This is a genomic window from Paraburkholderia sp. (assembly GCF_050742655.1).
GTDB lineage: Bacteria > Pseudomonadota > Gammaproteobacteria > Burkholderiales > Burkholderiaceae > Paraburkholderia.
The window spans coordinates 57,263-83,751 of sequence record NZ_JBOIGG010000003.1; the positions used below are offsets into that span (position 1 = coordinate 57,263).

Annotated in this window: 25 protein-coding genes and 1 pseudogene; 13 read left to right on the forward strand and 13 right to left on the reverse strand. The window is 63.0% G+C overall.

All coding sequences use genetic code 11. The annotated features are described in order from the left end of the window. Positions 1-20: 20 nt before the first annotated feature. The 4 genes from ACREXZ_RS05420 to ACREXZ_RS05435 form a co-directional block, all read right to left on the reverse strand. Positions 21-764 carry a response regulator transcription factor gene (locus ACREXZ_RS05420; RefSeq protein ID WP_431763020.1) on the reverse strand — a complete coding sequence of 248 codons (744 nt, stop codon included), beginning with the start codon at positions 762-764 and terminating at the stop codon, positions 21-23. Positions 765-1,299: 535 nt separating this feature from the next. Then, positions 1,300-2,178 carry a hypothetical protein gene (locus ACREXZ_RS05425; protein WP_431763021.1) on the reverse strand — a complete coding sequence of 293 codons (879 nt, stop codon included), beginning with the start codon at positions 2,176-2,178 and terminating at the stop codon, positions 1,300-1,302. Between the two features lie 325 nt (positions 2,179-2,503). After that, positions 2,504-2,998 (reverse strand): hypothetical protein, encoded by a 495-nt coding sequence (locus ACREXZ_RS05430; RefSeq protein ID WP_431763022.1) that lies wholly within the window; start codon positions 2,996-2,998, stop codon positions 2,504-2,506. Further along, entirely contained in the window at positions 2,999-3,145 is a 147-nt protein-coding gene (locus tag ACREXZ_RS05435) for a hypothetical protein (protein ID WP_431763023.1), read from the reverse strand. A 41-nt stretch (positions 3,146-3,186) separates the two neighbouring features. Between ACREXZ_RS05435 and praA the strand changes: the two genes are divergently transcribed. After that, the gene (gene praA / locus ACREXZ_RS05440) at positions 3,187-3,669 is read left to right on the forward strand and encodes an alkane oxidation protein activator PraA (RefSeq protein ID WP_431763024.1); all 483 of its coding nucleotides are present in this window, start codon (positions 3,187-3,189) and stop codon (positions 3,667-3,669) included. A gap of 108 nt (positions 3,670-3,777) precedes the next feature. On the opposite strand, the gene ACREXZ_RS05445 is transcribed toward praA, so the two are convergent. From ACREXZ_RS05445 to ACREXZ_RS05455, 3 genes are read right to left on the reverse strand one after another with little or no spacing between them, the layout of a single operon-like run. Then, a complete protein-coding gene (locus ACREXZ_RS05445; RefSeq protein WP_431763025.1) occupies positions 3,778-5,259 on the reverse strand; it encodes an efflux transporter outer membrane subunit in 1,482 nt (493 codons plus the stop codon). Positions 5,260-5,276: 17 nt separating this feature from the next. After that, on the reverse strand, positions 5,277-6,893 hold the full coding sequence (locus ACREXZ_RS05450) for an MDR family MFS transporter (protein ID WP_431763026.1): 1,617 nt from the start codon (positions 6,891-6,893) through the stop codon (positions 5,277-5,279). Then, complete coding sequence (locus ACREXZ_RS05455) at positions 6,886-8,028, reverse strand: HlyD family secretion protein (protein WP_431763027.1); 1,143 nt, start codon at positions 8,026-8,028, stop codon at positions 6,886-6,888. Before ACREXZ_RS05455 ends, ACREXZ_RS05450 begins: the two co-directional genes overlap by 8 nt. A gap of 98 nt (positions 8,029-8,126) precedes the next feature. Between ACREXZ_RS05455 and ACREXZ_RS05460 the strand changes: the two genes are divergently transcribed. From ACREXZ_RS05460 to ACREXZ_RS05480, 5 genes are all read left to right on the forward strand, one after another. Beyond that, positions 8,127-8,900 carry a CerR family C-terminal domain-containing protein gene (locus ACREXZ_RS05460; protein WP_431763028.1) on the forward strand — a complete coding sequence of 258 codons (774 nt, stop codon included), beginning with the start codon at positions 8,127-8,129 and terminating at the stop codon, positions 8,898-8,900. A 69-nt stretch (positions 8,901-8,969) separates the two neighbouring features. Beyond that, positions 8,970-9,785: a creatininase family protein gene (locus ACREXZ_RS05465; protein ID WP_431763029.1), complete on the forward strand. Its 816-nt coding sequence runs from the start codon at positions 8,970-8,972 to the stop codon at positions 9,783-9,785. A 70-nt stretch (positions 9,786-9,855) separates the two neighbouring features. Continuing rightward, positions 9,856-11,028 (forward strand): hypothetical protein, encoded by a 1,173-nt coding sequence (locus ACREXZ_RS05470; protein ID WP_431763030.1) that lies wholly within the window; start codon positions 9,856-9,858, stop codon positions 11,026-11,028. Positions 11,029-11,099: 71 nt separating this feature from the next. Further along, on the forward strand, positions 11,100-11,723 hold the full coding sequence (locus ACREXZ_RS05475; RefSeq protein WP_431763031.1) for an HAD-IB family hydrolase: 624 nt from the start codon (positions 11,100-11,102) through the stop codon (positions 11,721-11,723). A 345-nt stretch (positions 11,724-12,068) separates the two neighbouring features. Further along, a complete protein-coding gene (locus ACREXZ_RS05480) occupies positions 12,069-13,136 on the forward strand; it encodes a LacI family DNA-binding transcriptional regulator (RefSeq protein WP_431763348.1) in 1,068 nt (355 codons plus the stop codon). A gap of 34 nt (positions 13,137-13,170) precedes the next feature. Here ACREXZ_RS05480 and ACREXZ_RS05485 read toward each other — a convergent pair whose 3' ends face one another. Next, positions 13,171-15,006, reverse strand: coding sequence for an IlvD/Edd family dehydratase (locus ACREXZ_RS05485; protein WP_431763032.1), 1,836 nt, complete (start codon positions 15,004-15,006; stop codon positions 13,171-13,173). A gap of 343 nt (positions 15,007-15,349) precedes the next feature. Between ACREXZ_RS05485 and ACREXZ_RS05490 the strand changes: the two genes are divergently transcribed. The 3 genes from ACREXZ_RS05490 to ACREXZ_RS05500 all read left to right on the forward strand — a co-directional run bounded on the left by ACREXZ_RS05490 (position 15,350) and on the right by ACREXZ_RS05500 (position 17,847). Beyond that, positions 15,350-16,735, forward strand: a complete 1,386-nt coding sequence (locus tag ACREXZ_RS05490) for an MFS transporter (protein WP_431763033.1) — start codon at positions 15,350-15,352, stop codon at positions 16,733-16,735. A gap of 229 nt (positions 16,736-16,964) precedes the next feature. Beyond that, positions 16,965-17,372, forward strand: coding sequence for a hypothetical protein (locus tag ACREXZ_RS05495; RefSeq protein ID WP_431763034.1), 408 nt, complete (start codon positions 16,965-16,967; stop codon positions 17,370-17,372). Positions 17,373-17,376: 4 nt separating this feature from the next. Further along, positions 17,377-17,847, forward strand: a complete 471-nt coding sequence (locus tag ACREXZ_RS05500; protein ID WP_431763035.1) for a hypothetical protein — start codon at positions 17,377-17,379, stop codon at positions 17,845-17,847. 68 nt (positions 17,848-17,915) lie between these two features. Here the strand turns inward: ACREXZ_RS05500 and ACREXZ_RS05505 are convergent, their stop codons facing one another. The 3 genes from ACREXZ_RS05505 to ACREXZ_RS05515 all read right to left on the reverse strand — a co-directional run bounded on the left by ACREXZ_RS05505 (position 17,916) and on the right by ACREXZ_RS05515 (position 20,964). Beyond that, a complete protein-coding gene (locus tag ACREXZ_RS05505; RefSeq protein ID WP_431763036.1) occupies positions 17,916-18,767 on the reverse strand; it encodes an SDR family oxidoreductase in 852 nt (283 codons plus the stop codon). Between the two features lie 152 nt (positions 18,768-18,919). Then, positions 18,920-19,909 carry an AraC family transcriptional regulator ligand-binding domain-containing protein gene (locus ACREXZ_RS05510; RefSeq protein WP_431763037.1) on the reverse strand — a complete coding sequence of 330 codons (990 nt, stop codon included), beginning with the start codon at positions 19,907-19,909 and terminating at the stop codon, positions 18,920-18,922. After that, positions 19,906-20,964: an NAD-dependent epimerase/dehydratase family protein gene (locus ACREXZ_RS05515; RefSeq protein ID WP_431763038.1), complete on the reverse strand. Its 1,059-nt coding sequence runs from the start codon at positions 20,962-20,964 to the stop codon at positions 19,906-19,908. Before ACREXZ_RS05515 ends, ACREXZ_RS05510 begins: the two co-directional genes overlap by 4 nt. A gap of 229 nt (positions 20,965-21,193) precedes the next feature. Between ACREXZ_RS05515 and ACREXZ_RS05520 the strand changes: the two are divergent. Further along, positions 21,194-21,328 (forward strand): annotated as a pseudogene (locus ACREXZ_RS05520) (response regulator transcription factor); the annotation flags it as partial. Between the two features lie 25 nt (positions 21,329-21,353). Here ACREXZ_RS05520 and ACREXZ_RS05525 read toward each other — a convergent pair. Next, positions 21,354-21,692: an NIPSNAP family protein gene (locus ACREXZ_RS05525; protein WP_431763039.1), complete on the reverse strand. Its 339-nt coding sequence runs from the start codon at positions 21,690-21,692 to the stop codon at positions 21,354-21,356. A 280-nt stretch (positions 21,693-21,972) separates the two neighbouring features. Between ACREXZ_RS05525 and ACREXZ_RS05530 the strand changes: the two genes are divergently transcribed. The 3 genes from ACREXZ_RS05530 to ACREXZ_RS05540 all read left to right on the forward strand — a co-directional run bounded on the left by ACREXZ_RS05530 (position 21,973) and on the right by ACREXZ_RS05540 (position 25,708). Further along, positions 21,973-23,529: a tannase/feruloyl esterase family alpha/beta hydrolase gene (locus ACREXZ_RS05530; RefSeq protein WP_431763040.1), complete on the forward strand. Its 1,557-nt coding sequence runs from the start codon at positions 21,973-21,975 to the stop codon at positions 23,527-23,529. 231 nt (positions 23,530-23,760) lie between these two features. After that, on the forward strand, positions 23,761-25,224 hold the full coding sequence (locus ACREXZ_RS05535; protein WP_431763041.1) for a S41 family peptidase: 1,464 nt from the start codon (positions 23,761-23,763) through the stop codon (positions 25,222-25,224). A gap of 88 nt (positions 25,225-25,312) precedes the next feature. Continuing rightward, positions 25,313-25,708 carry a hypothetical protein gene (locus tag ACREXZ_RS05540; RefSeq protein ID WP_431763042.1) on the forward strand — a complete coding sequence of 132 codons (396 nt, stop codon included), beginning with the start codon at positions 25,313-25,315 and terminating at the stop codon, positions 25,706-25,708. 26 nt (positions 25,709-25,734) lie between these two features. Here the strand turns inward: ACREXZ_RS05540 and ACREXZ_RS05545 are convergent, their stop codons facing one another. Then, positions 25,735-26,478 (reverse strand): SDR family NAD(P)-dependent oxidoreductase, encoded by a 744-nt coding sequence (locus tag ACREXZ_RS05545; RefSeq protein WP_431763043.1) that lies wholly within the window; start codon positions 26,476-26,478, stop codon positions 25,735-25,737. Positions 26,479-26,489: the final 11 nt, after the last annotated feature.

The following is a 26,489-nucleotide window of genomic DNA, read 5'->3' on the forward strand; positions in this document are numbered from 1 at the left end:
ACTGCCCTGCGCGGGGGGAGCTATGTCGTGTCGTGGTTGTCGCCAGCCTCGGAGGTTTCAGGGGCCCCGGGCGCTTCGAGGTCGCTTTCGATCAACCGATAGCCGTGCGTGTAGACCGATACCAGGCGCACGCCGCTTGCATAGCCGAGCGACAGCTTCCTGCGGATTCTCGAGATGTGCGTATCGATGGTCCGCGATGCGCCGTCATGCTCGCGTCCCCATGCGAGGCGCGCGAGCAGATCGCGCGAAATGATCCGGCCGGGATGCTTGAACATCACGACCGCCATGTCGAATTCCTTGTCGGTGAGCGTGACGAGCTGGCCGTCGAGCAAGAAATGGCGGTTATGGATATCGAGCACGTATCTGCCGAGCCGGAGCGTGCTGCTCGACTGCGCGTCATTGCTTAGACGCCGCCGTAGCGCGTTGACGCGCGCGATCAGTTCGGACTGCCGGAACGGCTTGACGATGTATTCGTCGGCGCCGCTTTCGAGTGCCTGGACGATGTCGATTTCCAGCACCTTGCTCGTGAGGAACAGCACGCCGGGCTGATCGCCGAGCCGATGCCGGATCCATCCGAGCACCTCGAGTCCGGACATTCCCGGGAGCCGCCAGTCGAGAATGACGAGATCGACGAAGTTTTTTTCGAGAAAGATCACCGCTTTCTCGCCCGTGTCGACCCGCGTGATTTCGTGTCGGGCGTTGGTCAGCGCAGCCCTGACTGCCTCCGCCTGGGGCGAGTCGTCTTCTACCAACAGTATCTGCATGATTACCCCATATCAATCTGGCCTCGGTTTTGGTTTTTTGACCCGATGCCGGAAATTCTGAAACATGGTTTCGCGAAGAAATTGCCGAATTAACTTTTAATCGGATTTGTTACTGCATGCCCTGCGTTTCGACGCGTAGTGAAATTAACGCGTTTGCGAAAAAAGGTAAATTCGATATCAAGTTTATCGATGGACGCGGGGGGTGCGGCGGGCGTCTTTCATATGCTGATGCACAGCGAACCGCCTGGCTTCCTACGCCGGATGACAGCTTGTCGGCTTGTTGCCCAGCAGAAGAAGGAACGGGCAAATTATATGATTTGCAGTCCGTTAAAGGGGAATTCGATTGTGCCAAAGTGTTTAGTACGCGACGAATTTTTCAAATATTTGCAATCGCATGAAGCACAATTGTTGAAATTTGTTTCGACGTTTCATTTCTTATAATTTTATAAAAAATAGATAAATATAATGCGCGCCATTTTAATGGCACCTGTCGGGATGCCGATTTTTCCCGGTATTGACCACGCGTGCATCGGTATCACGACGGCCATTTCAGCAGCTTGCGCAACGCGCCAGCACGATCGGTCGCCGCGCGCCGTTCGTTTGCGTCGCCGGTCAGATACTGGCTGGCGTCCGACGTACCGGTTTTGTACAAACCCAGCTGTAGCAACGCGAGCGTGTTGCGCGTCAGCCGGGTGTCGGTACACGCATCGGATGCGGCACACCACTGCGTGATCATCGCGAGCGCGCTGCCGTTGCCGTGCGCCGCCAGTGTGAAGATGTGCTCGCCGAGCGTATCGTCGTCGCCGAGCGGGACGTCCATCCATTGCGCGGGGTAGCGGCTCGCGAGCGTCAACGTCGCGGCGGGTTGGCCGGCTTCGGCCGCCTTGCGCAGCAGCATGTCCGCATAGTGCGGGTCGCGCAGACGCGCATCGCCACAGCGCAACGCGCGGTCCTGCGCAGGCAGCGTCGAGCGCGCGCAGGCGTTGGCCCACGCGGCGGCTTCGAACAGTCCCTCCGGATCCGACCGACCGTCGAGCGCATCGAATGCGGGATACGAGAGGGCATGTTGCAGCGCTTCGTCGAACGTTTGGCTCGCGTTGGCGACATCCGGCGGCAGCGCATTGGCGTGCGCTTTTTCGAGGCGCGCGAGCGCGTCGATCGCCGTGTGCGCGGCGACTGGCGGCGAAGCGGGCGAGGGCAGCGTAGCGTTGAGCGTCTGTTCGGCGACCGCGCGTTCATGGTGCGCTGCCGCGACGGGTACAGGCGCGGGCACCGACGCGCTTTCCGACGGCAGCGACCATCGTCCCATCCACGCAAGCGTCAACGCTACGGCAATCATGCCGCACACGGGCCACGCTATCCATTGCGCGATGTTCGTGGCCGTGCGCTTTGCGGCTTCGGGTGATGACGTCATGCGCGTTCCTCGACGTTCGCCGTGCTTCTTCTTTCATACGGCCGATAGGACGGATCCCGAAGCATCATTGTCCCGATTTTCACCGAACGATTCGCTTCCTGCGATGCTCAAGATAACCCGGATCGCATCCTGCGGCGTAGTGGCAAATGCATATCGGCCCATGCACGCATTAATTCATTCGTTTGAAACATCGTGCAAATCGAATCCAGACAATGCGCTTCGCGATTGCACTTAGTTTGGATCAAAGGCTCTATGTACACGCCCGATCACTCGGACTAATGTACGCCCAACACAAATATCCGAATATCAGGCCAACGAGGACTGTCTACGAGCGACGCCCGAACCCCTTGAGGGAAGCCCTTTCGAGCGCCACGGCCTTGCTGTGGCGCGCGTTCCGATGCATGCGGTCGAATCTGCATTCGAGTCGATGCAATGGGCATTTTGTTGCCGTGCGATAACCCTTCGATAAAGAAGGATGAAGCGTGCGGAAAATCATGACGCCGTTTCTGTAAAAGCAGTTTAAGACGCCAGCCAGTAATGCAAAACAAGTACAAAACAAGCGCTGAACAAATGCAGAACGAATAAAAAGCGGAATTACCAATAATCGCTGAAATGGAGACACCGATGACCTGTCCACGCTGCTGGCCGGGGTTCGCGTCGCGATCCGCGTGCGAGCCCGCGCCTGATCCTCGCTGTCCACCTGTGATGAATCCATCGAACGCGTCCGGCGCAGCGGTGCTGCGTTGCATCGAGGCCGACCCGTTCCCGCATTGAACCGTTGAATTTCCGCATCAGGCAGGCGGCCCGGCAGTCCGGACATCTATCCGATATCCGGACGATCGGGCGACACCGGCGGCAGCACGACGACGAAGCGTGCGTTGCCGCGCCGGTATCGGTAGTCGTCAGCAGTGCAGTTCGTCAGTACCTCGGGAAAGCGGTGCGCACGGCACTGCTGTCGTGGGGTCATTCGCCCGGCAACTTCGTTGCCATTTACCAGGAAGGCAAATCATGAGAACCCTCAAGATGCGTGCATGCAGTGGTGCTGTCGCGGTCGTGTTCGTTGCTTTCTCGTCGCTGGCATCGGCGGCGACCATCGGGCCGGCAGGCGCGTCGTTCAGCGCGCCCGGCACGATCAATGTGAGTACGCCGATCGCGCCCAACGTGGCCTGCGGCATTACGCTGAGCGGCGTGGTCGCGAGCGATGGGACGTATGCGCAGATCAACTCGGTGGTGGTGACCGGCGGCGGACTATGCGGTGTGCCGCAGATCATCGGGCTGCCGTGGAAGCTGGTCGCGACCAGCACGACGACCGGCAACGTCGCGAACGTCGGCTTCAGCGTGCTCGGTGCGAACTGCGGTCCGTCGACGATCAACGGCGCGTGGAGCAACGCGACCAATACGCTGAGCGCGAGCGCCCAGCCGCTGACGGGCAACTGCACGGTCAACAGCCTGTCGGTCAGCCCGAACCCGGCGTTCACCGTTTCGCCGTAACCCGTTTCAACAGGCCGCAACAGGTCACAACAGGCCGCGCCACTCGCAACTACTCCGCGGGCTTTGCCATCGCGCAACGCATGGCGAAGCCCGCGGTTTATTTCCTGCTTACCCCTGCTGCACGCGCCAGCCGAGCCCGAGGCTCTTTTGCAGCGACACGAAATCCTTCAGCAATTCCGCGTGCCCGGCGACCACATTCTGCTGCGCGCTGAATTCCTCGCGCTGCGTATCGAGTAGATCGATCAGGCTCGACGCGCCGGCGGTATAACGCTGGCGCATCAGCGTCGCCGAATGATCGGCGGAGGTTTCCACCTTTTGCAGCGTCACGAGATGTTCGCGCTGATGCCCGTAGCGCGACAGCGAAGAATTCGCATCCTGTAGTGCGCCGAGCACGGCCTTCGTATAGCGTGCTTCGGCCTCGTCGCGGGATGCTTCGGCTGCGTGCACGGTGCCGAGCGTGCGGCCGAAATCGAACAGGTTCCATTGCAGATACGGCACGGCGAGCCAGCTGAAGTTGCTCTTGTGCACGAGGTGCCCCGGATCGCTTGCGCTGAAGCCGAGATCGCCGAGCAGCGACACCTTCGGGAAAAAGTCCGCGACGTGTTCGCCGATCTGCGCGTTGCTCGACGCGAGCCGGCGTTCGGCCGCGCGGATGTCGGGGCGCTGTTGCAGCAGCGACGACGGATCGCCGATCGCGACTTCGGCGGGCACCGCGGGCAGCGGCTGCGAGGCCGCGAGCTGCGCGTCGAGCGCACCGGGTGCGCGGCCCGTCAGCACGGCGAGCTGGTCGAGCGAATCGGTCACCTGCGCGTCGAGCGGAGTCAGCGTCGCGCGCGTGTTCTCGACCTGCGTCGTGAGCCGTTCGACGTCGACGTCGGCCGCAGTGCCGCGCGCACGGCGCTGCTGCGTGAGCGTCAGCATCTTCTGTTCGACGTCGGCCTGTTGCTGCGCGAGCGCGAGGCGCTGCTGCTGGTCGCGCAGATCGATGTAGGCCTGCGCGACTTCGGCCGCAAGCGACACCTGCGTGTCGGCGAGATCGGCATCGACCGCTTCGGCTTCCGCCGATGCTGCCTCGATTGCGCGCCGCGTACCGCCGAACAGGTCGATCTCCCACGTGGCGTCGAACCCGGCGGTGTAAAGCTGCAGCGGCCCACGACCGCTCGACGGCGAAGCGCCGCCCTGCGACGGACTGAGTGCGCTGACGTCGGGCGCGCGCGTGCGCAGCGCGGCTGCGTCGGCGGACACCTTGGGCAACTCGTTCGCGCGCTGCTGTTGCAGTTGCGCGCGCGATTCGCGCAGACGCGCCTGCGCGACGTGCAGATCGGGATTGTGTTCGAACGCGGCACCGATCAGGTCGTTCAGCTGCGGATCGTCGAACGCGAGCCACCACTGGTTCGGTGCGCGAGTAGTCGCGATGCCGGTGGCCGGCGCACGTACGAAGCCGTCGCTGTGCAATGCGCCGTCCGCGACCGGCGGCGAGCCGTGGTAGTCGGGGCCGACCGTGCAGCCTGCGAGTGTGGCGATAGTGCCAATCGCAGCAAGCACGGCAAGCGTGGCAGGCGCAAAACGGAAAGGACGAAAAGACATCATGGCGGTCGGTAAAAACATCAATGGGCGTCGGACGGCGGCGGTGGAGCGCCCCGGTTCGGCGTCTTCAGCAGCAGCGCGAGTGGAATGCAGGCGGCGAGCGCAATGCCCAGCAGAAAGAAGGTTTCCGAATAGGTCATCACGATGGCCTGCTGCGTGATCTGCGCGCCTAGCTGACCGAGCGCGCGCATCTGTGAGTACGCCATGTCGCCGGTATGCGCGAACCAGTTCGCGGCGTTCGCCGCCAGCCGGTCCTGGCCGATCAGCGAATTCGCGCTGACCGATTCGCGGATCATCGCGGTGTGAAACGCGGTGCGCCGGTCGATCACGGTACCGATGATCGCGAGACCGATCGATCCGCCGAGGTTGCGCGCCATGTTGTAGAGACCCGCGGCGTCGCCGGAATCTTCGCGCGATACCGCGGCCATCGATGCCTGGTTCAGTGGCATCATCGCGAGCATCTGCGCGGTGCCGCGAATCAGTTGCGACCAGACGAAGTCGTGTCCGACGCTCTGCGCGGTCAGGCTGATGTCGAGCATGCAGCTGATCGCGAACAGCACGAGGCCGGTGATCACGAGAATGCGGAAATCGACCTTGGAGAGCAGGCGCGGCAGGATCGGCATCACCATGAACGCGGGCAATCCGGACAGCAGCATGATCGCGCCCGACTGCTCCGCGTTGTAGCCAGCGACGATGCCGAGAAACTGCGGCAGCAGGTACGACACGCCGTACAACCCGGCGCCGACCGCGGACACGATCACGATCACGCTCGCGTAGCGCGGATTGCGCATCAGGCTCAGGCGCACGATCGGCTTTTTCGCGGTGAGCTGCGACGCCACGATCAGCAACATGCCGGCGATCGTCACCCACGTCAGCGAGACGATCATCGACGATTCGAACCAGCGCTCGCGCTGGCCTTCTTCAAGCACGACGGTCAGCGAGCTGAGGCCGATCGCGAGGCCGACGATACCGAGCCAGTCCGCCTTGAAGAAAGTTTCCCAATGCGGCCGGTCCGACGGCAGGCCGAGCACCAGTAGCGTCATCAGCGCGAGACACACCGGCAGGTTGATGAAGAAGCACCAGCTCCAGCTGATGTTTTCCGCGAGCCAGCCGCCGACCACCGGCCCGAGCAGCGGCCCGAGCAGCACGATCAGCCCGAACACGGTCATGCCGATCGGCATCTGCGACAGCGGCAGCCGCGTGCGGATGATGGTTTGACCGGTCGGGATCAGCGCGCCGCCGGTGAAGCCCTGGCCGATGCGGCCCGCGATCATCATCGGCAGCGAATGCGACCAGCCGCACATCATCGAGAACGCGATAAACAGCACCGAGCTCGCGAGCAGGAAGTTGCGCAGCCCGAACACGCGCGTGAGCCACGCGGCGAGCGGAATCATCACGATCTCGGACATCAGGTAGCCGGTCGAGATCCACGTGCCCTCGGTGCCGGTCGCGCCGATTTCGCCCTGGATCTGCGGCAGCGCGGAGTTCGTGATCGAGATGTCGAGCGTCGCCATCAGGGCGCCGAGCGAGCCCGCGGCGACGGCGATCCAGTCGGTAACGCTCGCGCGTTCCGGTTCCGCCGAGGGTCTCGCCGGCGCGGGAGCCGCGGCGTTCGGCGCAGTAGTCGACTCAGTCACGATGGTTCTCGGCTTCGATGCGCGCGTCGCGATCGCGTGCGGAACGCGTGTCGACGTCGGCGGTCACCGACAGACCCGGCAGCAGCACGCTGCGCGTTTCCGGACCGGTATCGAGGCGGATGCGCACCGGCACACGCTGCACGATCTTCGTGAAGTTGCCGGTCGCGTTTTCCGGCGGCAGCAACGCGAACTGCGAACCCGTACCCGGCGAGAAACTATCGACGACCCCATGCAGCGTCTGGCCGGACAGCGCATCGATATGCATCTCGACCGGCTGGCCCACGCGCATCCGGCCGATCTGCGTTTCCTTGAAGTTCGCGGTGAGGTAGGTGCTCTGCACCGGCACGACGGTCAACATGCGCGTACCGGGCTGCACGTACTGGCCGACGCGCACCGTGCGGTCGCCGACCTTGCCGCCCAGCACGCTGCGGACCACCGTGTTCTCGAGATCGAGACGCGACTGCTGCGCGCTCGCACGTGCCGCTTCGAGTTGCGCGCGCGCCTGCGAAAGTTGCGCGGTGCTCGACGCGATCTGCGTGCGGGCTGCGTCGACGGCGGCGGCATTCGCCGCGAGCGTCGCGACCGCCTGGTCGCGCGTGCTCGTCAGTTCGGCGAGCCGTTCGCTGCTTTCGGCGCCGGTCGCGGCGAGCGGCGCGTAACGCCGGACCTCGTCGCCCGCATGACGGGCGCTCACGCGCGCGACCTGCTGCTGCGCCAGCGTCTGTTCGATGTTGGCCTGCTGCTGCTTGATGTCGGCCTGCGCGCGTTCGATGTCGGCCGTGCGGGCGTCGACGGTGGCGAGCGCCTGGTCGAGCGAAACCTGATACTGACGCGCGTCGAGGTGCACGAGCGGGTCGCCGGGCTTGACGACCTGGTTGTCCGCGACGTAAACCTCAGTGATGTAGCCTGCGACTTTCGGTGCAACGGTCACGCTGTCGGCCTGGAGATAGGCATCGTCGGTGCTTTCGATGAAGCGGCCGACCGTCCACCAGCGCGCCCCCCACACCGCCGCGGCGATCAGCGCGGCGAGGCCGAGCACGATCAGCACGAGGCGTCGCGACGGACGTCGGGCGGGCGAGGCCGAAGCGTCGTCCTTGGGCACACTGCCGGGAGAAGTACCTGCGGTCGTTGACATCGTTTTGGGTCCAATATTTTCCAGTCGGCATAATTATTCCAGCCGTTCAAATTGTGTCAAGTGTTATATTTCACGATGTATCACGAGTGAGGAAGGGCATGAACGACGCAAAGAAGCTCCGCCGCCCGCCGGAAGGCGGTTATGCGCGTGGCGACGAGACACGGCGCCGGATCATCGACGCGGCCGTCGACCTGTTCGGCGAAAGCGGTTTCGAAGGCGCGTCGACCCGCGACATCGCTGCACGGGCGGGGGTTAACGCGCCAGCGCTGCAGTACTACTTCGAGAACAAGGAAGGCGTCTATCGCGCGTGCGTCGAGATGCTCGCCGACGAAGCGTGGCAAACCTTCGGCCCCGCGATCGAGCACGGGCACGACGTGCTGCGCGCCGGCGCGGACAAGGACGTGCTGATCGAAGCGTTCCTGCGCATCCAGTCGACGATGGCGGACAAAATGCTGACGAATGCGAAGACGCCAGGCCGCCGTCTCTTCTTCGCGCGCGAGCAGGCCGGCTACGAGCCCGAGAGCGCGACGCAGATCCTGATGTGCCGGATCCGCGTGCCGCTGAACGACGTGAGTTCGGCGCTGATCGCGCGCATCACGGGCCGGCCCATCGACGATCCGGTCATGCTGATCCGGATGTTCAGTCTGCACGGGCAACTGCTGATTTTCCACGTCGCGCATCGCTCGACACTGACGCTGCTCGGCTGGGATTCGTTCGACGCGGAAAAGGTCGAGTTGCTGAAAGCGACGACGCGGGACCAGACGCGGACATTGCTCGAGGCCTGGAGCCGGGAGACTGTTGAATCGGGTGAACCCGGCAGGAGCGAGGCGCCTGCGCCGGGTCCCGAAGACGCGGCAGTGCGCAGGAAGTGACGCATCGCGGCCGCACTTCGGTAATACTCTGTCTCAAATCGAGACACACATTTTCTCCAAGGACTCTTCATGCGTTTCCTGCTCCGACGGGCTTTCGCGTCCGCCATGGTGCTTGTCGCGACCCAGGCTGCCATGGCGCAGACACCGAAAACAGTGCAGCTGGAGGATCTGACATGGACCGAACTGCGCGACCAGATTCACGCTGGCAAAACCACCATCATCATCCCGATCGGCGGGACTGAGCAAAGCGGCCCGGACGTCGCACTCGGCAAGCACAATGCACGCGTGAAAGTGCTGTCGCAGCGCATCGCCGAGGGCCTCGGCAATGCGTTCGTCGCACCGGTCATCGCCTATGTGCCGGAGGGCGGCTATGCTCCGACGACCTCACACATGCGCTTTCCCGGCACGATCACCGTGCCGGACGACGTGTTCGAGAAAACGCTGGAATCCGCTGCGAACAGCTTCAAGGTTCACGGATTCACCAACATCGTCTTTCTCGGCGACCACGGCGGCTACCAGAACGACATCAGGCACGTCGTAGCCCGGCTCAACAAGAGCTGGACCGGCTCGAGCGCCCGCGCATTCCTGCCGCCGGAATACTACGGCATGAGCTCGGACGGCTACGCACAGATCCTGCGGCAACATGGCGTCAGCGACGCCGAGATCGGCACCCACGCGGGACTCGCGGATACATCGCTGCTACTGGCCGTTGCGCCGCAGATGGTACGGCTCGACCGCCTGCGAAGCGGTCCGAAACTGGGCGCTGCCGACGGCGTCTATGGCGGCGACCCGCGGCACTCGAGCGTCGAACTCGGTCAACTGGGCGTCGATGCGATCGTGTCGCGGACCATCGATGCCATCAAGAAAGAGACCGCAAGCCGTTGACGCATTTGACGCACTTCTGCTTCCGCGCCCGATCGCCCGATCCCCCATTCTCTCGATAACGGAATTCGCCATGCAATTGTGTTCTGGTCGTTTTTCGCGCCTTGCAATGACCGCTGCGGTTGCGCTGGCCGGCTACTGTGCCGCCGGCGCTGCATCGGCTGCATCGGCTGTCGCCACGGTGGCCGGCATGCCGCCCGTGGTGAACCCCGGCAATCTGTACAGCGAAGCGGGAGCGGGCCATATGAGCCCCGCGGTCGCCGGCGCGTTGCCGCGCGTCTACGTGCCGAACCTGCGTTCGAACGACGTCTATGTGATCGATCCGGCCACGTTCAAGGTGATCGACAGGTTCAAGGTCGGCTTCAGTCCGCAGCACGTTGTCCCCGCATGGGATCTGCAGACTTTGTGGGTGGCCAACAACGCCGAAGGCCGGCCCGACGGCAGTCTGACTCCGATCGATCCGAAGACCGGCAAACCGGGCAGGGAGATCATGGTCGACGATCCCTACAACATGTACTTCACGCCGGACGGCAAGGAAGCGATCGTGGTGGCCGAAGCGCACGCGCGACTGGACTTTCGCGATGCGCACACGATGGCGCTGAAATCGAGTCTGGATGTGCCGCAGTGCAAGGGCATCAATCACGCCGATTTCTCGATTGACGGCAAGTACGCGCTCTTCACCTGTGAATTCGGCGGCAAGCTGGCCAAGATCGATCTCGTCGACCGCAAGGTCGTGGGCTACCTCGAACTCGACAGGAAGGGCATGCCGCAGGACATCCGCATCTCGCCGGACGGTAAGGTGTTCTACGTCGCCGACATGATGGCCGACGGCGTCTACGTGGTCGACGGCGACGGCTTCACGAAGCTCGGCTTCATCAAGACCGGCGTCGGTACGCACGGCCTGTACCCGAGCCGCGACGGCACCCGGCTCTATGTGTCCAATCGCGGTTCCAATCTCGTTCATGGGCCGAGACATGGCAAAGGCAGCGTGTCGGTGATCGACTTCGCGACTCGCAAGATCGTCGCGAACTGGCCGATTCCGGGCGGCGGTAGCCCGGACATGGGCAACGTCAGCGCCGACGGCAAGATGCTGTGGCTGTCGGGACGGTTCGACGACGTGGTCTACGCGATCGACACGGCGACTGGTTCGGTGAAGTCCATTCCGGTCGGCATGGAACCCCATGGCCTCACGGTCTGGCCGCAACCGGGGCGTTATTCGCTCGGCCACACCGGGAACATGCGTTGACCCGTGAAAGGGACCATCGTGTGGAGGATGTGCGCGAGGCTTGCCACAGCGGCGCCTCTCCCGATCGATCAATGCCGCGCGATGCTGTCGTGGCCGCCTTCGATTTCGACGGCACGATCACCACGTCGGACAGTCTCCGTGATTTCGTGCGCTGTACGGTCGGTCGTACAAGACTGATCTTCGGGGCGATTTGCGCAGCGCCATGGCTGGCGGGCATGCTGATCGGCACATGCGAACGGGGGACCGCGAAGGCGCATTTTCTTGCCGCGACGCTCGGTGGCATGACGCGGCGCGAACTGGCGGACGCCGCGCAGCAATATGCAGCGGACGGATTGCTCATGCTGATCCGCCCGGAAATGGCAGTAAGAGTCCAGGAGCACAAGCGCCGCGGCCATCGGCTGGTCCTGGTCAGCGCGTCGCCTGCGCTTTACCTGAAGCTCTGGGCTCAGGGTGCGGGATTTGACGCGGTGCTCGCAACCGAACTCGAATTCCGCGACGACCGGTTTTCTGGTCGATTGGCCTCGCCGAATTGTTGGGGACCAGAAAAAGTGCGCAGGCTCCAACAGTGGTTTGGTAGCGAACGCCCGCGCGTGCTCTTCGCTTATGGCGATAGCGCGGGCGACAGGGAAATGCTCGCGCTTGCCGATCATGGATGGCTACGCGGCCAGGGCGAGATGCCCGCTATCGACGCATAGTGAGAAACTGAAGACACGTCCGGGCCGCCGTCTTGTCTTAACGCACGAAAAAATCCGTTGCTTGAGGGTCCCCGGTACAGCGCCGGTGATACAGGCACTATGAAACCGTCGCACTCGGCTGCTTCACGAAAGCGGAGGTCGACGTGCTGCGCAAACTGCTGAACCGTCTGTACGAAAATGCCGAACCGCTCGCACTGCAGGCGTGAACGGACCGCATCCAGGTGGACATGGGGTTACGGTAAGATTCGAGCGTTATTTTCCTTTGCGCGCAGTGCGATGAACGACGACGACAAGGCACCGCTCCCGACGCTTTCCACGACTCCCGACGCATCCACTCCGGTCCGCATGGCGGACGTCGCGCGGCTGGCGGGCGTGTCGAAGATGACGGTGTCGCGTGTGCTGACGGGGCAGCGGGTCGGCGCCGCGACACGCGAGCAGGTGTTGCGCGTGGTCGCGGAAACCGGCTACGTCGCCGATGCATCGGCGGGCGCGCTGTCGTCGGGCCGTTCGAGTTTCGTCGTCGTGCTCGTGCCGTCGCTCACCAGTTCGAATTTCGCCGACACGGTGCGCGGCATCAGCGATGCGGTCGAAGCGCGCGGCATGCAGCTGCTGCTCGGCTATACCGACTATCGCGAAGAACGCGAGGAATCGCTCGTGCGCGCGCTGCTGCGCTACGCGCCGCGCGGTGTCGTGCTGACAGGCGGTCACCATACTGCCGACACGCATTCGCTGCTCGCGCGCGCAGGCATCCCGGTCGTCGAAACGTGGGACTTGCCAGGCGATCCGATCGATCGTGTCGTCGGCTTTTCGAACGCCGATGCAGCACGCGCGATGGTGCGCCATCTGTATGAGCGCGGCTATCGGCGCATCGCCTTCGTCAGCAGCCCATCGAAGCTGGATCTGCGCGGCATCGACCGGCGCCGCGGCTATCTGAAGGAAGTGAAGGCGGCAGGGCTCGCGGAACCGCGCGACATCACGCATATCGAATGGACGACTGACATGGCGCACGGCGTGGCGATGGGCCACGGCGCGGCGGCGCTCGAACAGCTGCTCGAGCGCTGGCCCGATACCGACGCGGTGATGTGCGCGAGCGACATTCACGCGTTCGGCACGATCATGGCGTGTCATCGGCGCGGGCTGTCGGTGCCGCGCGATCTCGCGGTCGCTGGATTCGGCGACTTCGAGGTGTCGCGTCACTGCTATCCGAGCATCACGACGGTATCGGTCGACGCATATGGCATCGGTCATTCCGCGGGACTGTCGCTGCTCGCCGCGCTCGACGACCGCGAACAGCCGAACCGTTCACGTCGCGAGCACAAGGCGGTGCAAACCGACGCGGTGCCGACCGAACCGGCCGACATGCCGAAGGTCTTCGAGATCCACTATGAGGTCATCGCGCGCGAGAGCGCGTGACGACCTCGTCCAGCCCTACGCCAATGCAGGTGGTTTAGTGGTTGTGCCGCGACTCGCCGCGCGTTTCGAGAATGTTCAGGTACAGCGTCGCGGGCTCCAGGCATGCGCCGCTGCCTTGCTGGCCCACCATGCTCCGATAGATCTCTTCCCACGGCGTCTTATGGTCGAGCTTCGGTGGCCGGTAATCCGCGCGTCGCTGCGCCATCTCGGCATCGGGAATCAGCACGTCGACCTTGCGCGCGTTCAGGTCGATACGGATCGAGTCGCCGGTGCGCAGCAGCGCGAGATTGCCACCGACGGCAGCTTCAGGCGACACGTTCAGAATCGACGGGCTCGCCGATGTGCCGCTCTGCCGTCCGTCGCCAAGCGTCGGCAGCACGTCGATGCCACGCTTGAGCAGCGCTGCGGGCGGCTGCATGTTGACCACTTCGGCGCCGCCCGGATAGCCGACCGGTCCGCAGTTACGGATCACGAGCACCGAACGCTCGTCGATACCGAGCGCGGGGTCTTCGATGCGCGCGTGATAGTCCTCCGGTCCTTCGAACACGACGACCTTACCCACGAACACCTCGGGGTGCGCCGGGTCCGACAGAAAGCGCTTGCGGAACGACGGGTCGATCACGCTGATCTTCATCACCGCGCTGTCGAACAGGTTGCCGGACAGCACCACGTAGCCCGCCGCTTCCTTCAGCGGCGTGTCGTACGCCCGGATCACTTCGCGGTCCGGTTCCTGCACCGACGTGAGGTCTTCGGCGAGCGTGCGGCCGCTGACCGTACGCACGTCGCCATGCAGCTTGCCGGCTGCGAGCAGTTCGCGCATCACCGCGGGCACGCCGCCCGCGCGATGAAATGCTTCGCCGAGAAAGCGTCCTGCCGGCTGGCAATCGACCAGCAGCGGCACGTCCGGACCGAGGCGCTGCCAGTCGTCGAGCGTGTGGTCGACGCCCATGTGCCGCGCGATCGCGACCATGTGGATCGGGCAGTTCGACGACGCGCCGAGCGCCGCGGCGGCGACCACTGCATTTTCGAAGGCGTGTTTCGTCATCACGTCGGACGGGCGCAGATTTTCCGCGACCATCTCGACGATGCGCCTGCCCGTGTAATACGCCATCCAGCCGCGCTCGCGATGCGGTGCAGGAATCGCGGCGCATCCAGGCAGCGACATGCCGAGCGCTTCGGCGAGCGAGTTCATCGACAGCGCGGTGCCCATCGTGTTGCAGTGGCCGGCCGACGGTGCCGAGGCCGACACTTCGTCCATGAACTGGTCGTAGTCGATGTCGCCGGCGGACAGCCGCTTGCGCGCGTCCCAGATCACCGTGCCGGAGCCCGCGAGCTTGCCCTTCCACCAGCCGTCGAGCATCGGACCGCCGGATAACACGATTGACGGAATGTTGACGGTCGCCGCTGCCATCAGACACGCGGGCGTCGTCTTGTCGCAGCCGGTGGTGAGTACGACGCCGTCGAGTGGATAGCCATGCAGGATTTCGACGAGACCGAGGTACGCGAGGTTGCGGTCGAGCGCGGCGGTGGGGCGCTTGCCGGTTTCCTGGATCGGGTGCACCGGGAATTCGAGCGGAATGCCGCCCGCGTCGCGGATGCCGTCGCGCACGCGCTGCGCAAGCTGCAGATGATGGCGATTGCACGGTGCGAGATCGGAGCCCGTCTGCGCGATGCCGATGATCGGCTTGCCCGATTGCAGCTCTTCGCGGGTGATGCCGTAGTTCATGTAGCGCTCGAGATACAGCGCGGTCATGCCGGGATCGGCCGGATCGTCGAACCAGCGGCGGCTGCGCAGGCGAGCCTGGGCGGGAGTGTCGCCTGCTTGCGTTGCGTCGGCGTGGTGGTCTTGAGGGGAGCGGGCGTCGGTCATCGTGTCTCCATGATCGTAGTTCGTGTTTCGTGCGAAGGGCCGTGCGCCGCGTTCGCGAAAAGCATCTGCGGATTGTCGCGCTCCGGTCCGACCATGTCTGCATCGGGATCTCGCGCGGCTACCAACAAATCCGCCTTGTGCATGCTATCTCCGCATGTTAGATTCATTTTTGGTTACCGGTAACCTTAATTTCAAGTTTGCCCCGTTTGCCGGTTCATGTCCAGCGGCACAATCCGGCCGTATACAACAAGAAACGCACGACCAATAACAACTAATAACAACCAGAAAAACGCACGCCCGATGAACCCATCAACCGGGCACCCTTGTTTTCAAGGAGACATGCATGGATGCGCATCGAAGCCTGTCAGGAGGGCAGCATGCGGGCGTGGCCGTCGAACGCCCCGACACGACGACCGCGGTCGTACCGCCCGAGCAGTTGCGGCGCGCGATTCTCACTGGTGCGGTCGGCAGCGCGCTCGAGTACTACGACTTCGCGATCTTTGGGCTCGCGACGGCACTCGTGTTCAGCCACATCTTTTTCCCGGCGCTTGGTTCGAAGGCAGGTCTGCTCGCGAGTTTCGGCACGTACGGCGCGGGTTTTCTCGCGCGGCCGTTCGGTGGACTCTTTTTCGGTTCGCTCGGCGATCGCAAGGGACGCAAGTTCGTCCTGCTCGTGACGATCGCGATCATGGGCACCTCGACCACGCTGATCGGTCTGCTGCCGACCGGCACCGTCGGCGCGGTTGCGCTCGTGCTGCTGCGACTGCTGCAGGGCTTCGGCGCGGGCGCGGAACAGGCGGGCGCATCGACGTTGATGGCCGAGGTCGCGCCGGTGCCGCGCCGCGGATTCTTCGCGGCGCTGCCGTTCGTCGGCATCTTCGCGGGCTTTGGCCTCGCGACGGCCACGTTCGGCGTGATGCAGCACACGCTCGGCAACGAAGCGATTCTCGCGTGGGCGTGGCGCATTCCTTTTCTCTCGAGCATCGTGCTGATCGGCGTCGCGGTATGGATCCGGTTGCGGCTGCGCGAAAGCCCTGTATTCCTTAGCCTGGAGGGCGCGCAGAAGGTCGTGCGTTCGCCGGTGCGGGCGGTGCTCGGCAGTGCGCGGCGGCCAGTACTCGCGGCCGTGCTGATGCGCTTCGCGGAGCAGGGCGGCTCGACGATCTACACGACCATCGTGATCGCGTTTCTCGGCGGGACGGTGGCGGCCAAACTCGGCGCGCGACCGTCGGACCTCGCCGCGATCGGCACGACCGGCGCGTTGATCGCAACGCTCGCGAGCGTCGTCACGACGCCGCTGTTCGGCGCGCTGTCGGATCGCGTCGGGCGCATTGCCGTGTATCGCGCGGGCGCGATCTTCATGGCGTTGTGGTCGATTCCGTCGTGGTGGATGGTCAGTACCGGCGACCCGCTATGGATCGTCCTCGCGATGTTCGGTGGTCTCGCGATCGGCGCGAACAGCATGCTCGGCGCGCAGTGCTCGCACTTCGCCGAACTGTTCGGCAACCGGTATCGCTATTCGGGTGTCGCGCTCGCGCGCGAACTGGGCGCGGTGCTGTCCGGCGGTCTCGCGCCGGTGCTCGGCATCTATCTGGTCCAGCAGGCGGACGGCGCGTTCTGGGTGATGGGTGTCTACACCGCGTTGCTGTCGCTGCTGACGCTGACCGGCGTGTTTCTTTCGACCGAGACGCGCGGACGCAACCTGAACGATCTCGACGACGCGATCTGACTAATCAGTGACCGTCACCGGATCGTCATCCGGAGACGGTTATATTCAGAGTTGTAAAGAACGGAATTAACCTTGTATCCGATAGACGAACCGGAATCAATGGCGATATATTGCTGCCTGTGTCTGTGGTTTTGATCCGGTTTGATAGATAAAGCTGACCGCTTTGAAAAAGCACCAGCGATTATCGTCATGCTGACAGGCCAGGTCTGTTTTCTGGTGGCGCTCAATATTGTCAATCGATGCAGGAAGACTCATGCAAAAACCTGTGCATAAACACCGGCAACCCAAGCCGGCCAAAAAGAAATGGGAAGAAAAAGATCCGGCAAGCGTGCCTGCTTCGTCGCAGGATGCGCTGCGCAAGGCAATGACGATCGAGCAGAGGCCGGCGACCGAGTTCGACGATTTCCTGTGGATCATGGCTCAGGAGTCCGAGGGCGTCGTGAACGCACGCAATAACAGTTCGACGGCGCGTGGGTTATATCAGTTGCTGCGACCGCAATACGACCTGAATCCGCACGGAGAAAAATCGTTCGGTAATGCGGTCGAGGAATGCCAGGGCGGCATTCACTATATTCTCGGTCGCTATCACAGCACGCAAACCGCCAAGCTGTTCTGGCAAAAACATTACTGGTACTGATCCGATGCGGACATTTCTTATCGCGGCACTGGCCGCCGCGCTTTTCTGCGCGGGCCAGGTGCGCGCGGACGACGCTGTGCCCGCGTTCGACGACTACAAGGTGACGGACGGTTTCAGCGGCAAGCCCGCGAAAGTGCGGATCGTGTCGGCTCAGGATCGCAAGTTCGCCACGCGGTTGCGCGAACTGAGCGGGCAGAAGCCCAACTTCGCCGGACATTACTCGCTGGTGAACTGGGGGTGCGGCGCGTCGTGCGTGATGACCGCCGCGATCGACGCGAAGAACGGCCACGTGACATGGCTGCCGTTCACCGTCTGCTGCTGGGACATGGACGTGACCGAGCCGATCGATTTCAAACCCGATAGCCGGTTGATCGTCGTGCACGGCAGTCGCAATGAAGCGGGCGGCGGCGTGTACTACTACCAGTTGCAGCCGTCGGGCTTCACGCTGGTCAAGGCGGTCGAGAAGGCGAAGTAAGCTGCGCGGCGTGAGTGCCTGGCCCGGTGCTGACGACGATGGCCGCGCGTCTGACGGAGTGAAGTCCTCTATGCGCTCGGTGCCGGGGCACCGAAGTCTGTGGAGAACGCCAGATCCCGCTGGGCCTCCAGAGCCGCAAGACGTTCGGTCAGGGCCGCGTGAACCAGGGCATAGGCGTCGCTTCCGAGCAGCAGGCGTTTGGGGGCGGGTTCCTGATCGATGGATGCGATGATGGCCCGCGCCATCTTGACGGGATCGCCCGGCGGCGTGTACTGGCCCGCGGCAGCGTAGCGCCGCATCTGCCCCGCTGGCGTATCCGCATAGACGTCCAGTGCGGCGCCGGCAACGGCGCTGGAGCCTGAAAACTGGGTACGCGCGCTGCCAGGTTCCACCAGCGTGACCTGGATGTTGAACGGTGCGATGTCCTGAATCGTCGCTTCGAAGAATCCTTCGATCGCCCACTTGGTGGCGTGGTACAGCGAAAGGCCGGGCAGCGCAATCTGTCCGCCCATGCTGGAAAGCTGCACGATACGACCACCGCCTTGTGCGCGTAGATGAGGCAATGCGGCGCGGACGACCTGGATCGAGCCGATTACGTTGGTGTTGATCTGATGCGCGATCTGCTCGTCGCTGATCTCCTCGGCGGCCCCGAACAGACCGTAGCCGGCATTGTTGACGACGACATCGATGCGGCCCAGTTCAGCGAAAGCCTTATCCACCACACGACGGATACCCGGGGTGTCGGTCACGTCCAGCGACGCGAGCCACAGCTGTTCACCATAGCGGGCTTTCAGGTCGTCGAGCGCCTCCAGTTTGCGTGCGGTACCTGCTACGCGATCGCCTCGGGCCAGCAGATGCTCGGTCATCGAACGGCCGAAGCCGCTGTTGATGCCGGTGATAAACCATGTACGAATTGTCATAACCAGACTCCGTGAAAAGACCGCGCCTCACCTTGGTTGATGCGCGGTAAAAAATTCGCCAGACTCGATCGGGAGCCTGCCGGTGTGGATGAGCCGGACAGTGCTCGAGGGGAACGGTTTGGGCGCCATCAGCGTCGCGCCGCATCGCCATATCAGTGCCTGGCCCGGTCGCGTGCGGTGTCCGGCGTCATGCCGGTCCATGCATTGAACGCGCGAAAGAACGAGTTCGGATCGCGATATCCGAGCAGGAATGAAATCTGGCTGTACGGTAAATGCGAGTTGCTGACGTAGTGCCGCGCAAGCTGTTCGCGGACATCGGCGAGTATCGCCTTGAAGCTGACGTTCTCCTGCTCGAGCCGCCGCTGCAGCGTGCGTTTGGTGACGATGAGCTTGCGTGCGACGTCGTCGGCACTGCTCTGGCCGCTGGGAATCGATTCGAGCAATGCCGCCCGAACCCGTTCCGACATGGTCGCTTTCGACGACAGATGCGCGAGCCTTCTGCGCAGCTCGGGTTTGAAGACTTGCCACATCGCGTCGTTTTCCGTCACGAACGGTCGACGCGCATCGGCGAGCGAAAAACTGATGGTGATCGAATCGCCACGTCGCGGCGTGACACCGAGGAAATCGGCATATCCGTCGAGATGAGGCAGATCGTCCGGCGTCGTGACGCTGCGGGCATTGATCCGGGCACGCGTCGCGATCCGCGCCAGTTGCACGAAGAACCCCAGCTCGATGGCGACCACGCTGCCCGGGACAACCGCCTCCCGATCCAGGAAATCGATCTTCAGTGTAAGTGCGTCCGCTCCAGTCTCGACGTCCAGCCGCATCGGTCCGATCAACGGCTTGAACTCGCTGATGCGCCTGGTCGCAACTTCCAGGTTCGGGCTGCACAGCGCGGCGAAGATCGCTGGATCGAACGCTTCGACCGACATCTTCTCGAGAATGCGGGTTGCGAGCTTTGATCCACCGCCGAGATCTTCCACCGCCTGGCACAAGCGGAAATATTCCCGGCTCGCGAGACTGGCGTCGTTCTGCGCGAAGAGATCCGCGGGGAGTTGTGCGCGTCGCAGGACCGCATCGGGCGCGATGCCGATGTCGATAAGCAGGATTTTCCAACCGGGCATGATCGCGAAGCGGTTCATTTGGCAAACTGTCCCGCTTCCACGAACTGCTGGAAGAAGTCGTTCATCGAGTCGGCGAGCGGGCGATAGCGAATCCCCAGTTCGTTGCGGCTGCGACTGTTATCGGCCTTCCACGGGCGGTCGACGTTGCGCGCGATCATTTTCCGCGTGACCGATTTATCGGCGATCGGACCCACCAGCCAGACGAGCCATTTGGGCAGCGTGCGGCGGGGAATGGGGTAGTCGCGGCCGTATCGATCAAGCAGGGTGGAGGCCATTTCCGGGAAGCTGGAGTTGTGACCGGACGTGATGTAGCGACCGTTGGCCTGTGCGGTGAATGCTGCGCGGAAATGCGCTTCAGCGACGTCGCGCACATCCACCAGACCCAGTCGGATATTCGGCAAACCGCCTTTCGCCGTACCGTCACCCATGCGACGAATGATGTTGAAGCTTTCGGAGGTGCCGTCCGGGTTGATGCCCGGGCCGATCACGAACGAGGGATTGATCGCCACCAGATCCCAGCGATTCTGTTTCTTGACGATTTTCCAGGCTTCCTGCTCGGCAAGCGTCTTCGAGTAGGAGTACGGCTGATGCTTCAGGGATGAACTGGTATTCCAGATCTCCTCGGTGAATATCCCATTCGGTGTGTTGTCGAGATCGGCACTGTCGCCATAGATCGCCGCACAACTGCTGGTCAGCACGACACGCTTGACCGACGGTGTGCGGTCGACGGTCTCCAGAACATTCCGTGTGCCGATCTGGGCGGGTTCGATCAGCTCCTTCTGTGCGTCCTTGACGTCCATCCTGAACGGCGACGCGGTGTGGAACACCATCTGGCAACCGGCCATCGCCTCCTGATAGGAACCGGGCTGCATCAGATCCGCCTTGAAGTAGCGAATCTTCCCCGGCGCGTTTGCCGCGATTTCATTGAGGTATTTCAGCTTGCTCGCATCGTCCGGATTCCTGACGGGTGCGTGGACGGTCAAGCCTTCGTCGAGAAGCCGCTTGACCAGCCAGCCCGCGACGTAGCCCGTCGCGCCGGTCACCATGACCGGAAGGTTTTTGTCGATATTCATGCTTGCCAACCTGGAGAGAAAGGATGGAAATCATGATGACAGTGGAACCGCGCCATGTAACTAGCGAAGCGCGACAACTTGTATTCCGTGCGTGCCAGGCACGTGGCCAGCGAAATCTACTCGCAGCCGGTTCTTGTCAGCGGCTCTCATGTGGTGACAGGGTCGACAGGTCCGGAATCATCGCGGCACATAACACAGAGAGGGAGGAACACAGAAGGCCGGTCTCGGCAATCGCGAGATCGCGCAAAGCCTCTTTCTGTCCGAGGCGACGATCAAATGGCATCTGCACAACATCTTTTCCAAGCTGGGGGTCAGGAGCCGCACGGGTGCGCTCGCGCGGGCCGAGGCAAGCTCGCTGCTGTGATCCGCTTTGCGTCGCAGCGGTCCCGCTAGGGATTCAGCCGCCGCAGACTGTCGACCGCATCATCCGATGCCCATAGCAGCGTGTTGACGTACGTGTCGATGTGCACGACCAGCGCTTTACGTGGACCCTCTATCCATTCCGCGGAGTTGTAGAAAGCTGTCTGCTCCGCGTCCAGCGCCTGACGGCTCGCGTAAGCCCGTACCAGGTAGTAGCTCTCGCTTTCGTGGTCCGAGCGGCCATGACACACCACGTCCATTCCGCGTGCGCGGAGCATCGGAACAGCCTGGTGCTGCATGACGGTATGGAACGCATCCAGCGCGCCAGGCTTCAGGCGATACGTGCGGACTTCCAGCAGTCGATTCATCTGTAGACCTCCCAGGTGTCGCATGAAAAAGGGTTAACCCCGCTTGGCGCTATCCCCGAACCCACTTATTGTCTCCCTCATTAATTGAACGACCGGACGGTTTATTATTAACCGAAGCCCGGTGTCGTTCGGTTGATGCCGTGCCCTTCCGGATTACCCATCTACTGCCTACCGACGCGCAGGGATCCTGCTCGTGCCGCGTAAAGCAAAGGGTCAAGCAGTCGACGACGTAACGATAAACGTAGCGATAAGCGCGATATCAAAACCCGGAGGAGAGATCGTGGACACGTGGATCAAATGGAGTGCCGTGCGTTTCATGTTCGCACTGGCAGCAGGAGGGAGCGTTTTCGGCCTGGCAGGTTGCGGCGATACGGAGACCGCCGCGGCGCCCGTACCCGTCGTCGACTATGCGGCGCGTTGTACGAGGCTAGGCGGTCAACAGTTCAACGGCATCGCGGTCACGTCGAGCGTTCGGACCGCACCGGTTAATGGCACGTCTGGCACGCCCGGCACACCTGGCTATTGCAAGGTAACCGCAACCGGTGCAAGCGGCACGCAACTGGATATCGAGGTGGATCTACCCGACAACTGGTCGAACCGGCTGCTGCACCAGGGCGGCGGCGGCTTCGATGGCAGTATTCCCACCGTCGAGGCAACGTCCGCGCAGTTTCCGTTGATCACGCCGTTGCAACGGGGTATGGCGTACACCGCGTCGAACGGTGGAAATCGCACGGGCAACCCTGCCGAATTTCTGACCAGTCAGACCGAGCTGCAGGACTACGCGTATGCATCGACGGGCATCACGGTGCATTTCGCGAAGGCGGTGATCGCGGCGTTCTACGGCGTCGCGCCGAAATACACGTACTTCAACGGAGCGTCGAATGGCGGTCGGGAGGGTTACCTGGCGGCGCAGAATCTGCCCGGCGATTACGACGGCATCATCGCCGGCGACGAAACGATGAACATGGCAACGCAGGTCACCGCGATGCTGAAGACAGCGTCGCTTGCGGGCTCGGCTGCGATGCCTTCGAACGCGCAATGGACCGCGACCTACAACGCGGCGACCGCGCAATGCGGCAACGCGAACGGCGTCATCCTGAATCCCGCGTCGTGCACGTTCGATCCATCGACCTTGCTGTGCGGCGCGTCGGGCGCACCCGCGGCGACGTGCCTGTCGTCGGCTCAACTGCAAACCGTACAGAATCTGCTCGCGCCGTTATCGAGTGGCGGCCAGTTGCTGTTCTCCGGATATAACTGGGCGGACTTCGGCTATCAGCTGGGTGTCCCGTCGTATGGCGGGCTCGGTGGCGGCTTTGCCGCGATCGCGACCGGCAATGGCGGGTGGCTGCTGCCGGCAACGGCGCTAGGCAGTCTGCAGGCAAATTTCAGCGTCGACACGTCGTACCCGGTGATTGCCGCCGGGCTCCAGAACGTCGGGGCGGATCACAATCTGCAGGCCATCGCGCAGTACCTGACGTCGGGCAAGAAGATCATCTCGTTCCACGGTGGGGCGGACCCGTTGATTTCGCCGCGCGATCATCTACGCAACTGGCAGACGGTCGTGCAGCTCGCGGGTGCGGCGGGAACCAATACGAGGTTCTATCTCGAGCCAGGCGTCGGCCATGTGCTCGGAGGGAACGGTCCGGATCAGACCGACTATCTCGGCGCGATGATCGCGTGGGTCGAGCAGGGCAACGCGCCTGGGCAGTTGCTGCTGACGAAATTCAATGCGCAAGGCGGCGTCATAGCCACGCTGCCGGATTGCGCCTATCCGCTGGTTCAGCACTACGCCGGTTCGGGTGACCAGAGTCTCGCGGCCAGTTATACGTGCCAGTGATGCATGGTTAAACGGTTGACACGCCCGCCCGACCTCGACTGCGCAACAGGCGCGCATTCGACACCGTCGGGCGTCAACGCTTTTTTCTCGAGCGATCGGCGATGTGGCGCGACCATGCGAACGCGTAGAAGGGGTGAGCGAGTGCGCCGTGCAGTATGGCTGCGCGTAACGTCGGTGTTGTAACCTCTCATGCAGCCGCCCGGAGGAGCGCGTCGGACTCAGGAGAGTTGCATGATCGCTGGTTCGTTCAGATGCACGATACGCGCCGCCGCGCACACGCTTGCACTCGTGTGCGCGGCGTGGCTCGGTTGTGCGCCTGCCGTCGTTACGGCCGAGACATCGGCTGCATCGCCCACGCCGCCCGCAACGCTCCCCGCCGATGACCAGCATCGACTCGAACAGGCCTTCGCGCTGATCAAGCGCGACTACGTCGTCCCTCCCGACGACGAGAAGCTGATGACCGGCGCGCTCAAGGGCATGGTCGGCGACCTCGATCCGCATTCGACGTTCTACGACCGTGCCGAATTCGCGCGGCTGCAGGAACAGCTCGCGGGCGGGTTCGCCGGCGTCGGGCTGACGGTCGGCGAGGAGTATGGCCAGATTCGCGTGTACGCGCCGATCGAAGACAGTCCCGCCGCCCGGGCGGGTATCCACGCGGGCGACATCGTCTCGCGCATCGACGGCATACCGACACAGGGACTCACGGTCGCCGACGCCGTGAAGCGCATGCGGGGCGAGCCCGGTACGCAGGTGAAGCTCACCGTCTATCGTGGCAGCGACGACGCAACCCGGACCATCACGATCACACGCGCTTTCATTCATGCGCCGAGCGCAAAGTCGCGCGTGCCGATGCCGGGTTATGGCTACATCCGCGTGAGCACCTTCGACGACCGCGCGATTGCCGATCTGGTGACGAGCCTGCATGCACTAGTCGCCGCGAAGCCTCGGTTGAAGGGACTCGTGCTGGATCTTCGCTCGAACGGCGGCGGCATTCTGCAAGAAGCAGTGGGTGTCGCGGGCGCGTTTCTGCCCACCGGCGCAGCCATAGTGACAGTCCAGGAACGGGACGATCCCGGCAAGCGGAAGACGTATCGCAACACTTTCGATGACTATCGCCGCCCGTCGTTCGCAAGTGATCCGCTTGCTGGTCTGCCCGATATGTTCAAGACGCTGCCGCTCGTCGTGCTGACGAACGAGCAGTCGGTCTCGGTGACCGAAGTCGTCGCAGCCGCGCTGCAGGCTTCGCATCGTGCGGTCGTGATGGGTCGGCCGACGTTCGGCAAGGGTTCGATCCAGGTCACGGGCGGCCTGCCGGGCGGCACGGGCATCACGCTGACGGTCGCACGCTACTACGCACCGGATGGACACTCGATCCAGAACCTCGGCGTCGTACCGGACCTGCCGGTCGACGATTACCCGGACGGCAACGCGGACGATCTGCCGGCTATTCGCGAGATCGACCTGCCGCACCACCTCGATAATCCGCAGGATCCGGATGAAGCCGCGCACGAGGTGCTTCGCGAGCACGACGTGGTCGAGCAATTGCGCGAACACGAGGTGCGCGCGACTGATGATGCGCACAACCTGCGCAAACATCGCGTGCCGGTTGCGTTCGGCGAACCGAACGATTTCATGTTGCGGCAGGCGCTGAACTGGTTGCGGCACCGGCCGGTGTCGCTTGCGAAGCCGGGGTAGCTAGTGACGTTCAATTTCTTTTTCGCTGGATGATTGATTTCTTCCTATCATTGAACGCGGCAGCGGTAGAAACTCCAGGGAGATTTCCATGGCCATTGTTACGATCAAGAATCAGCAATCCGGGCAATTTATCGGTGTCGAAAACAACGAGCCGCATTTCGTGAATGCTCCATTTCAATGGGACATCAGGGGCGCGACCGCGGAACAGATCACACAGGGAACGTTCGAGCCTTCGGTCATTAGCAGCCTCGAAGGCTTGTACTGGGCTGCGCTTCCTGGCCGTACCGGGGTTCCGCTTCTGCTGACCATGGAAGAGTCTTATGCGTCCAGATTCAGTCCAGGAGGCCCCGTAACTGCCGATGGCTATCCGCTCTATGTCGCGGGCGCACGGCCTCCCTCATTCGTCTGTGTCAACGATGCAGATAGCATGGTGATGCTCGGCGACGATGAGCTTACGTGGGCAATCAAGCTTTCTCAGGGTTAGCGCGTGTCATCCACGACAGGCAATCGTTAGCGCATGTACAGGCCGCCGTTCACATCCCAGCACGCGCCATTGGCGAAATAGGCGTCGGCGGAGGCAAGCATCACGGCAACATCGGCGATATAGCTGGCAGACCCGAGCCTTCCCGCGGGAAGGCCGGCCATCACCTTCTGCAGTGTGTCGGCGGGAACGCTCTCGTGGACGATCGGCAGATCGAGAGGCCCCGGCGCGATGGCATTGACTGTGACTCCGCGGGAAGCCAGGTCGCGTGCAAAGACCTTGGTCAGCGTGAGTGTGCCGCCTTTCGCGGCGGCATAGTGCGCACCGGTAGCGGAACCCCCGTTCTGTCCGGCAAGCGACGCGATATTCACGATCCGTCCCGCACCGCGGTTAGCGAAATACTGGCCGAACACCTGGCAGCCGAACAGTACGCTGCGCAGATTCACGTCGATGACCTGATCGAACTGTTCGGCGGTGATCTCCATGACCGGTACGATCTTCGACGCGCCCGCGTTGTTGACGAGCACGTCGACGGTGCCCCAGCGCGTCAGCAACGCATCGCGCGCGGTTTCGAAATCCGCTTTCGACGTGACATCGAGTTCGATGGCGCATGCGGTCGATTCGTCCTGGCTTAGCTCACGTGCGAGGGCCTGCACGGGTGCGATCGCGATATCGGCCAGCGCGACGTTATAGCCGGCTTCATGAAAACGACGGGCAACGACTGCGCCTAGTCCTCGTGCGGCGCCTGTAATGAGCGCGGTTCTGTTTGGCATGTTGAAGATCT

What these genes read in the sequence shown, in the direction of transcription:
- ACREXZ_RS05460 (WP_431763028.1), top strand. Translation starts at nt 8,127, where the DNA reads ATGAACGACGCAAAGAAGCTCCGCCGCCCGCCGGAAGGCGGTTATGCG.
- ACREXZ_RS05545 (WP_431763043.1), bottom strand. Translation starts at nt 26,478, where the DNA reads ATGCCAAACAGAACCGCGCTCATTACAGGCGCCGCACGAGGACTAGGC.
- ACREXZ_RS05510 (WP_431763037.1), bottom strand. Translation starts at nt 19,909, where the DNA reads ATGAACCGCTTCGCGATCATGCCCGGTTGGAAAATCCTGCTTATCGAC.
- ACREXZ_RS05420 (WP_431763020.1), bottom strand. Translation starts at nt 764, where the DNA reads ATGCAGATACTGTTGGTAGAAGACGACTCGCCCCAGGCGGAGGCAGTC.
- ACREXZ_RS05455 (WP_431763027.1), bottom strand. Translation starts at nt 8,028, where the DNA reads ATGTCAACGACCGCAGGTACTTCTCCCGGCAGTGTGCCCAAGGACGAC.
- ACREXZ_RS05515 (WP_431763038.1), bottom strand. Translation starts at nt 20,964, where the DNA reads ATGAATATCGACAAAAACCTTCCGGTCATGGTGACCGGCGCGACGGGC.
- ACREXZ_RS05475 (WP_431763031.1), top strand. Translation starts at nt 11,100, where the DNA reads ATGCCGCGCGATGCTGTCGTGGCCGCCTTCGATTTCGACGGCACGATC.
- ACREXZ_RS05525 (WP_431763039.1), bottom strand. Translation starts at nt 21,692, where the DNA reads ATGAATCGACTGCTGGAAGTCCGCACGTATCGCCTGAAGCCTGGCGCG.
- ACREXZ_RS05425 (WP_431763021.1), bottom strand. Translation starts at nt 2,178, where the DNA reads ATGACGTCATCACCCGAAGCCGCAAAGCGCACGGCCACGAACATCGCG.
- ACREXZ_RS05465 (WP_431763029.1), top strand. Translation starts at nt 8,970, where the DNA reads ATGCGTTTCCTGCTCCGACGGGCTTTCGCGTCCGCCATGGTGCTTGTC.
- ACREXZ_RS05445 (WP_431763025.1), bottom strand. Translation starts at nt 5,259, where the DNA reads ATGATGTCTTTTCGTCCTTTCCGTTTTGCGCCTGCCACGCTTGCCGTG.
- ACREXZ_RS05435 (WP_431763023.1), bottom strand. Translation starts at nt 3,145, where the DNA reads ATGACCCCACGACAGCAGTGCCGTGCGCACCGCTTTCCCGAGGTACTG.
- ACREXZ_RS05505 (WP_431763036.1), bottom strand. Translation starts at nt 18,767, where the DNA reads ATGACAATTCGTACATGGTTTATCACCGGCATCAACAGCGGCTTCGGC.
- ACREXZ_RS05500 (WP_431763035.1), top strand. Translation starts at nt 17,377, where the DNA reads ATGCGGACATTTCTTATCGCGGCACTGGCCGCCGCGCTTTTCTGCGCG.
- praA (WP_431763024.1), top strand. Translation starts at nt 3,187, where the DNA reads ATGAGAACCCTCAAGATGCGTGCATGCAGTGGTGCTGTCGCGGTCGTG.
- ACREXZ_RS05535 (WP_431763041.1), top strand. Translation starts at nt 23,761, where the DNA reads ATGATCGCTGGTTCGTTCAGATGCACGATACGCGCCGCCGCGCACACG.
- ACREXZ_RS05490 (WP_431763033.1), top strand. Translation starts at nt 15,350, where the DNA reads ATGGATGCGCATCGAAGCCTGTCAGGAGGGCAGCATGCGGGCGTGGCC.
- ACREXZ_RS05485 (WP_431763032.1), bottom strand. Translation starts at nt 15,006, where the DNA reads ATGACCGACGCCCGCTCCCCTCAAGACCACCACGCCGACGCAACGCAA.
- ACREXZ_RS05430 (WP_431763022.1), bottom strand. Translation starts at nt 2,998, where the DNA reads ATGTCCGGACTGCCGGGCCGCCTGCCTGATGCGGAAATTCAACGGTTC.
- ACREXZ_RS05470 (WP_431763030.1), top strand. Translation starts at nt 9,856, where the DNA reads ATGCAATTGTGTTCTGGTCGTTTTTCGCGCCTTGCAATGACCGCTGCG.
- ACREXZ_RS05480 (WP_431763348.1), top strand. Translation starts at nt 12,069, where the DNA reads ATGGCGGACGTCGCGCGGCTGGCGGGCGTGTCGAAGATGACGGTGTCG.
- ACREXZ_RS05540 (WP_431763042.1), top strand. Translation starts at nt 25,313, where the DNA reads ATGGCCATTGTTACGATCAAGAATCAGCAATCCGGGCAATTTATCGGT.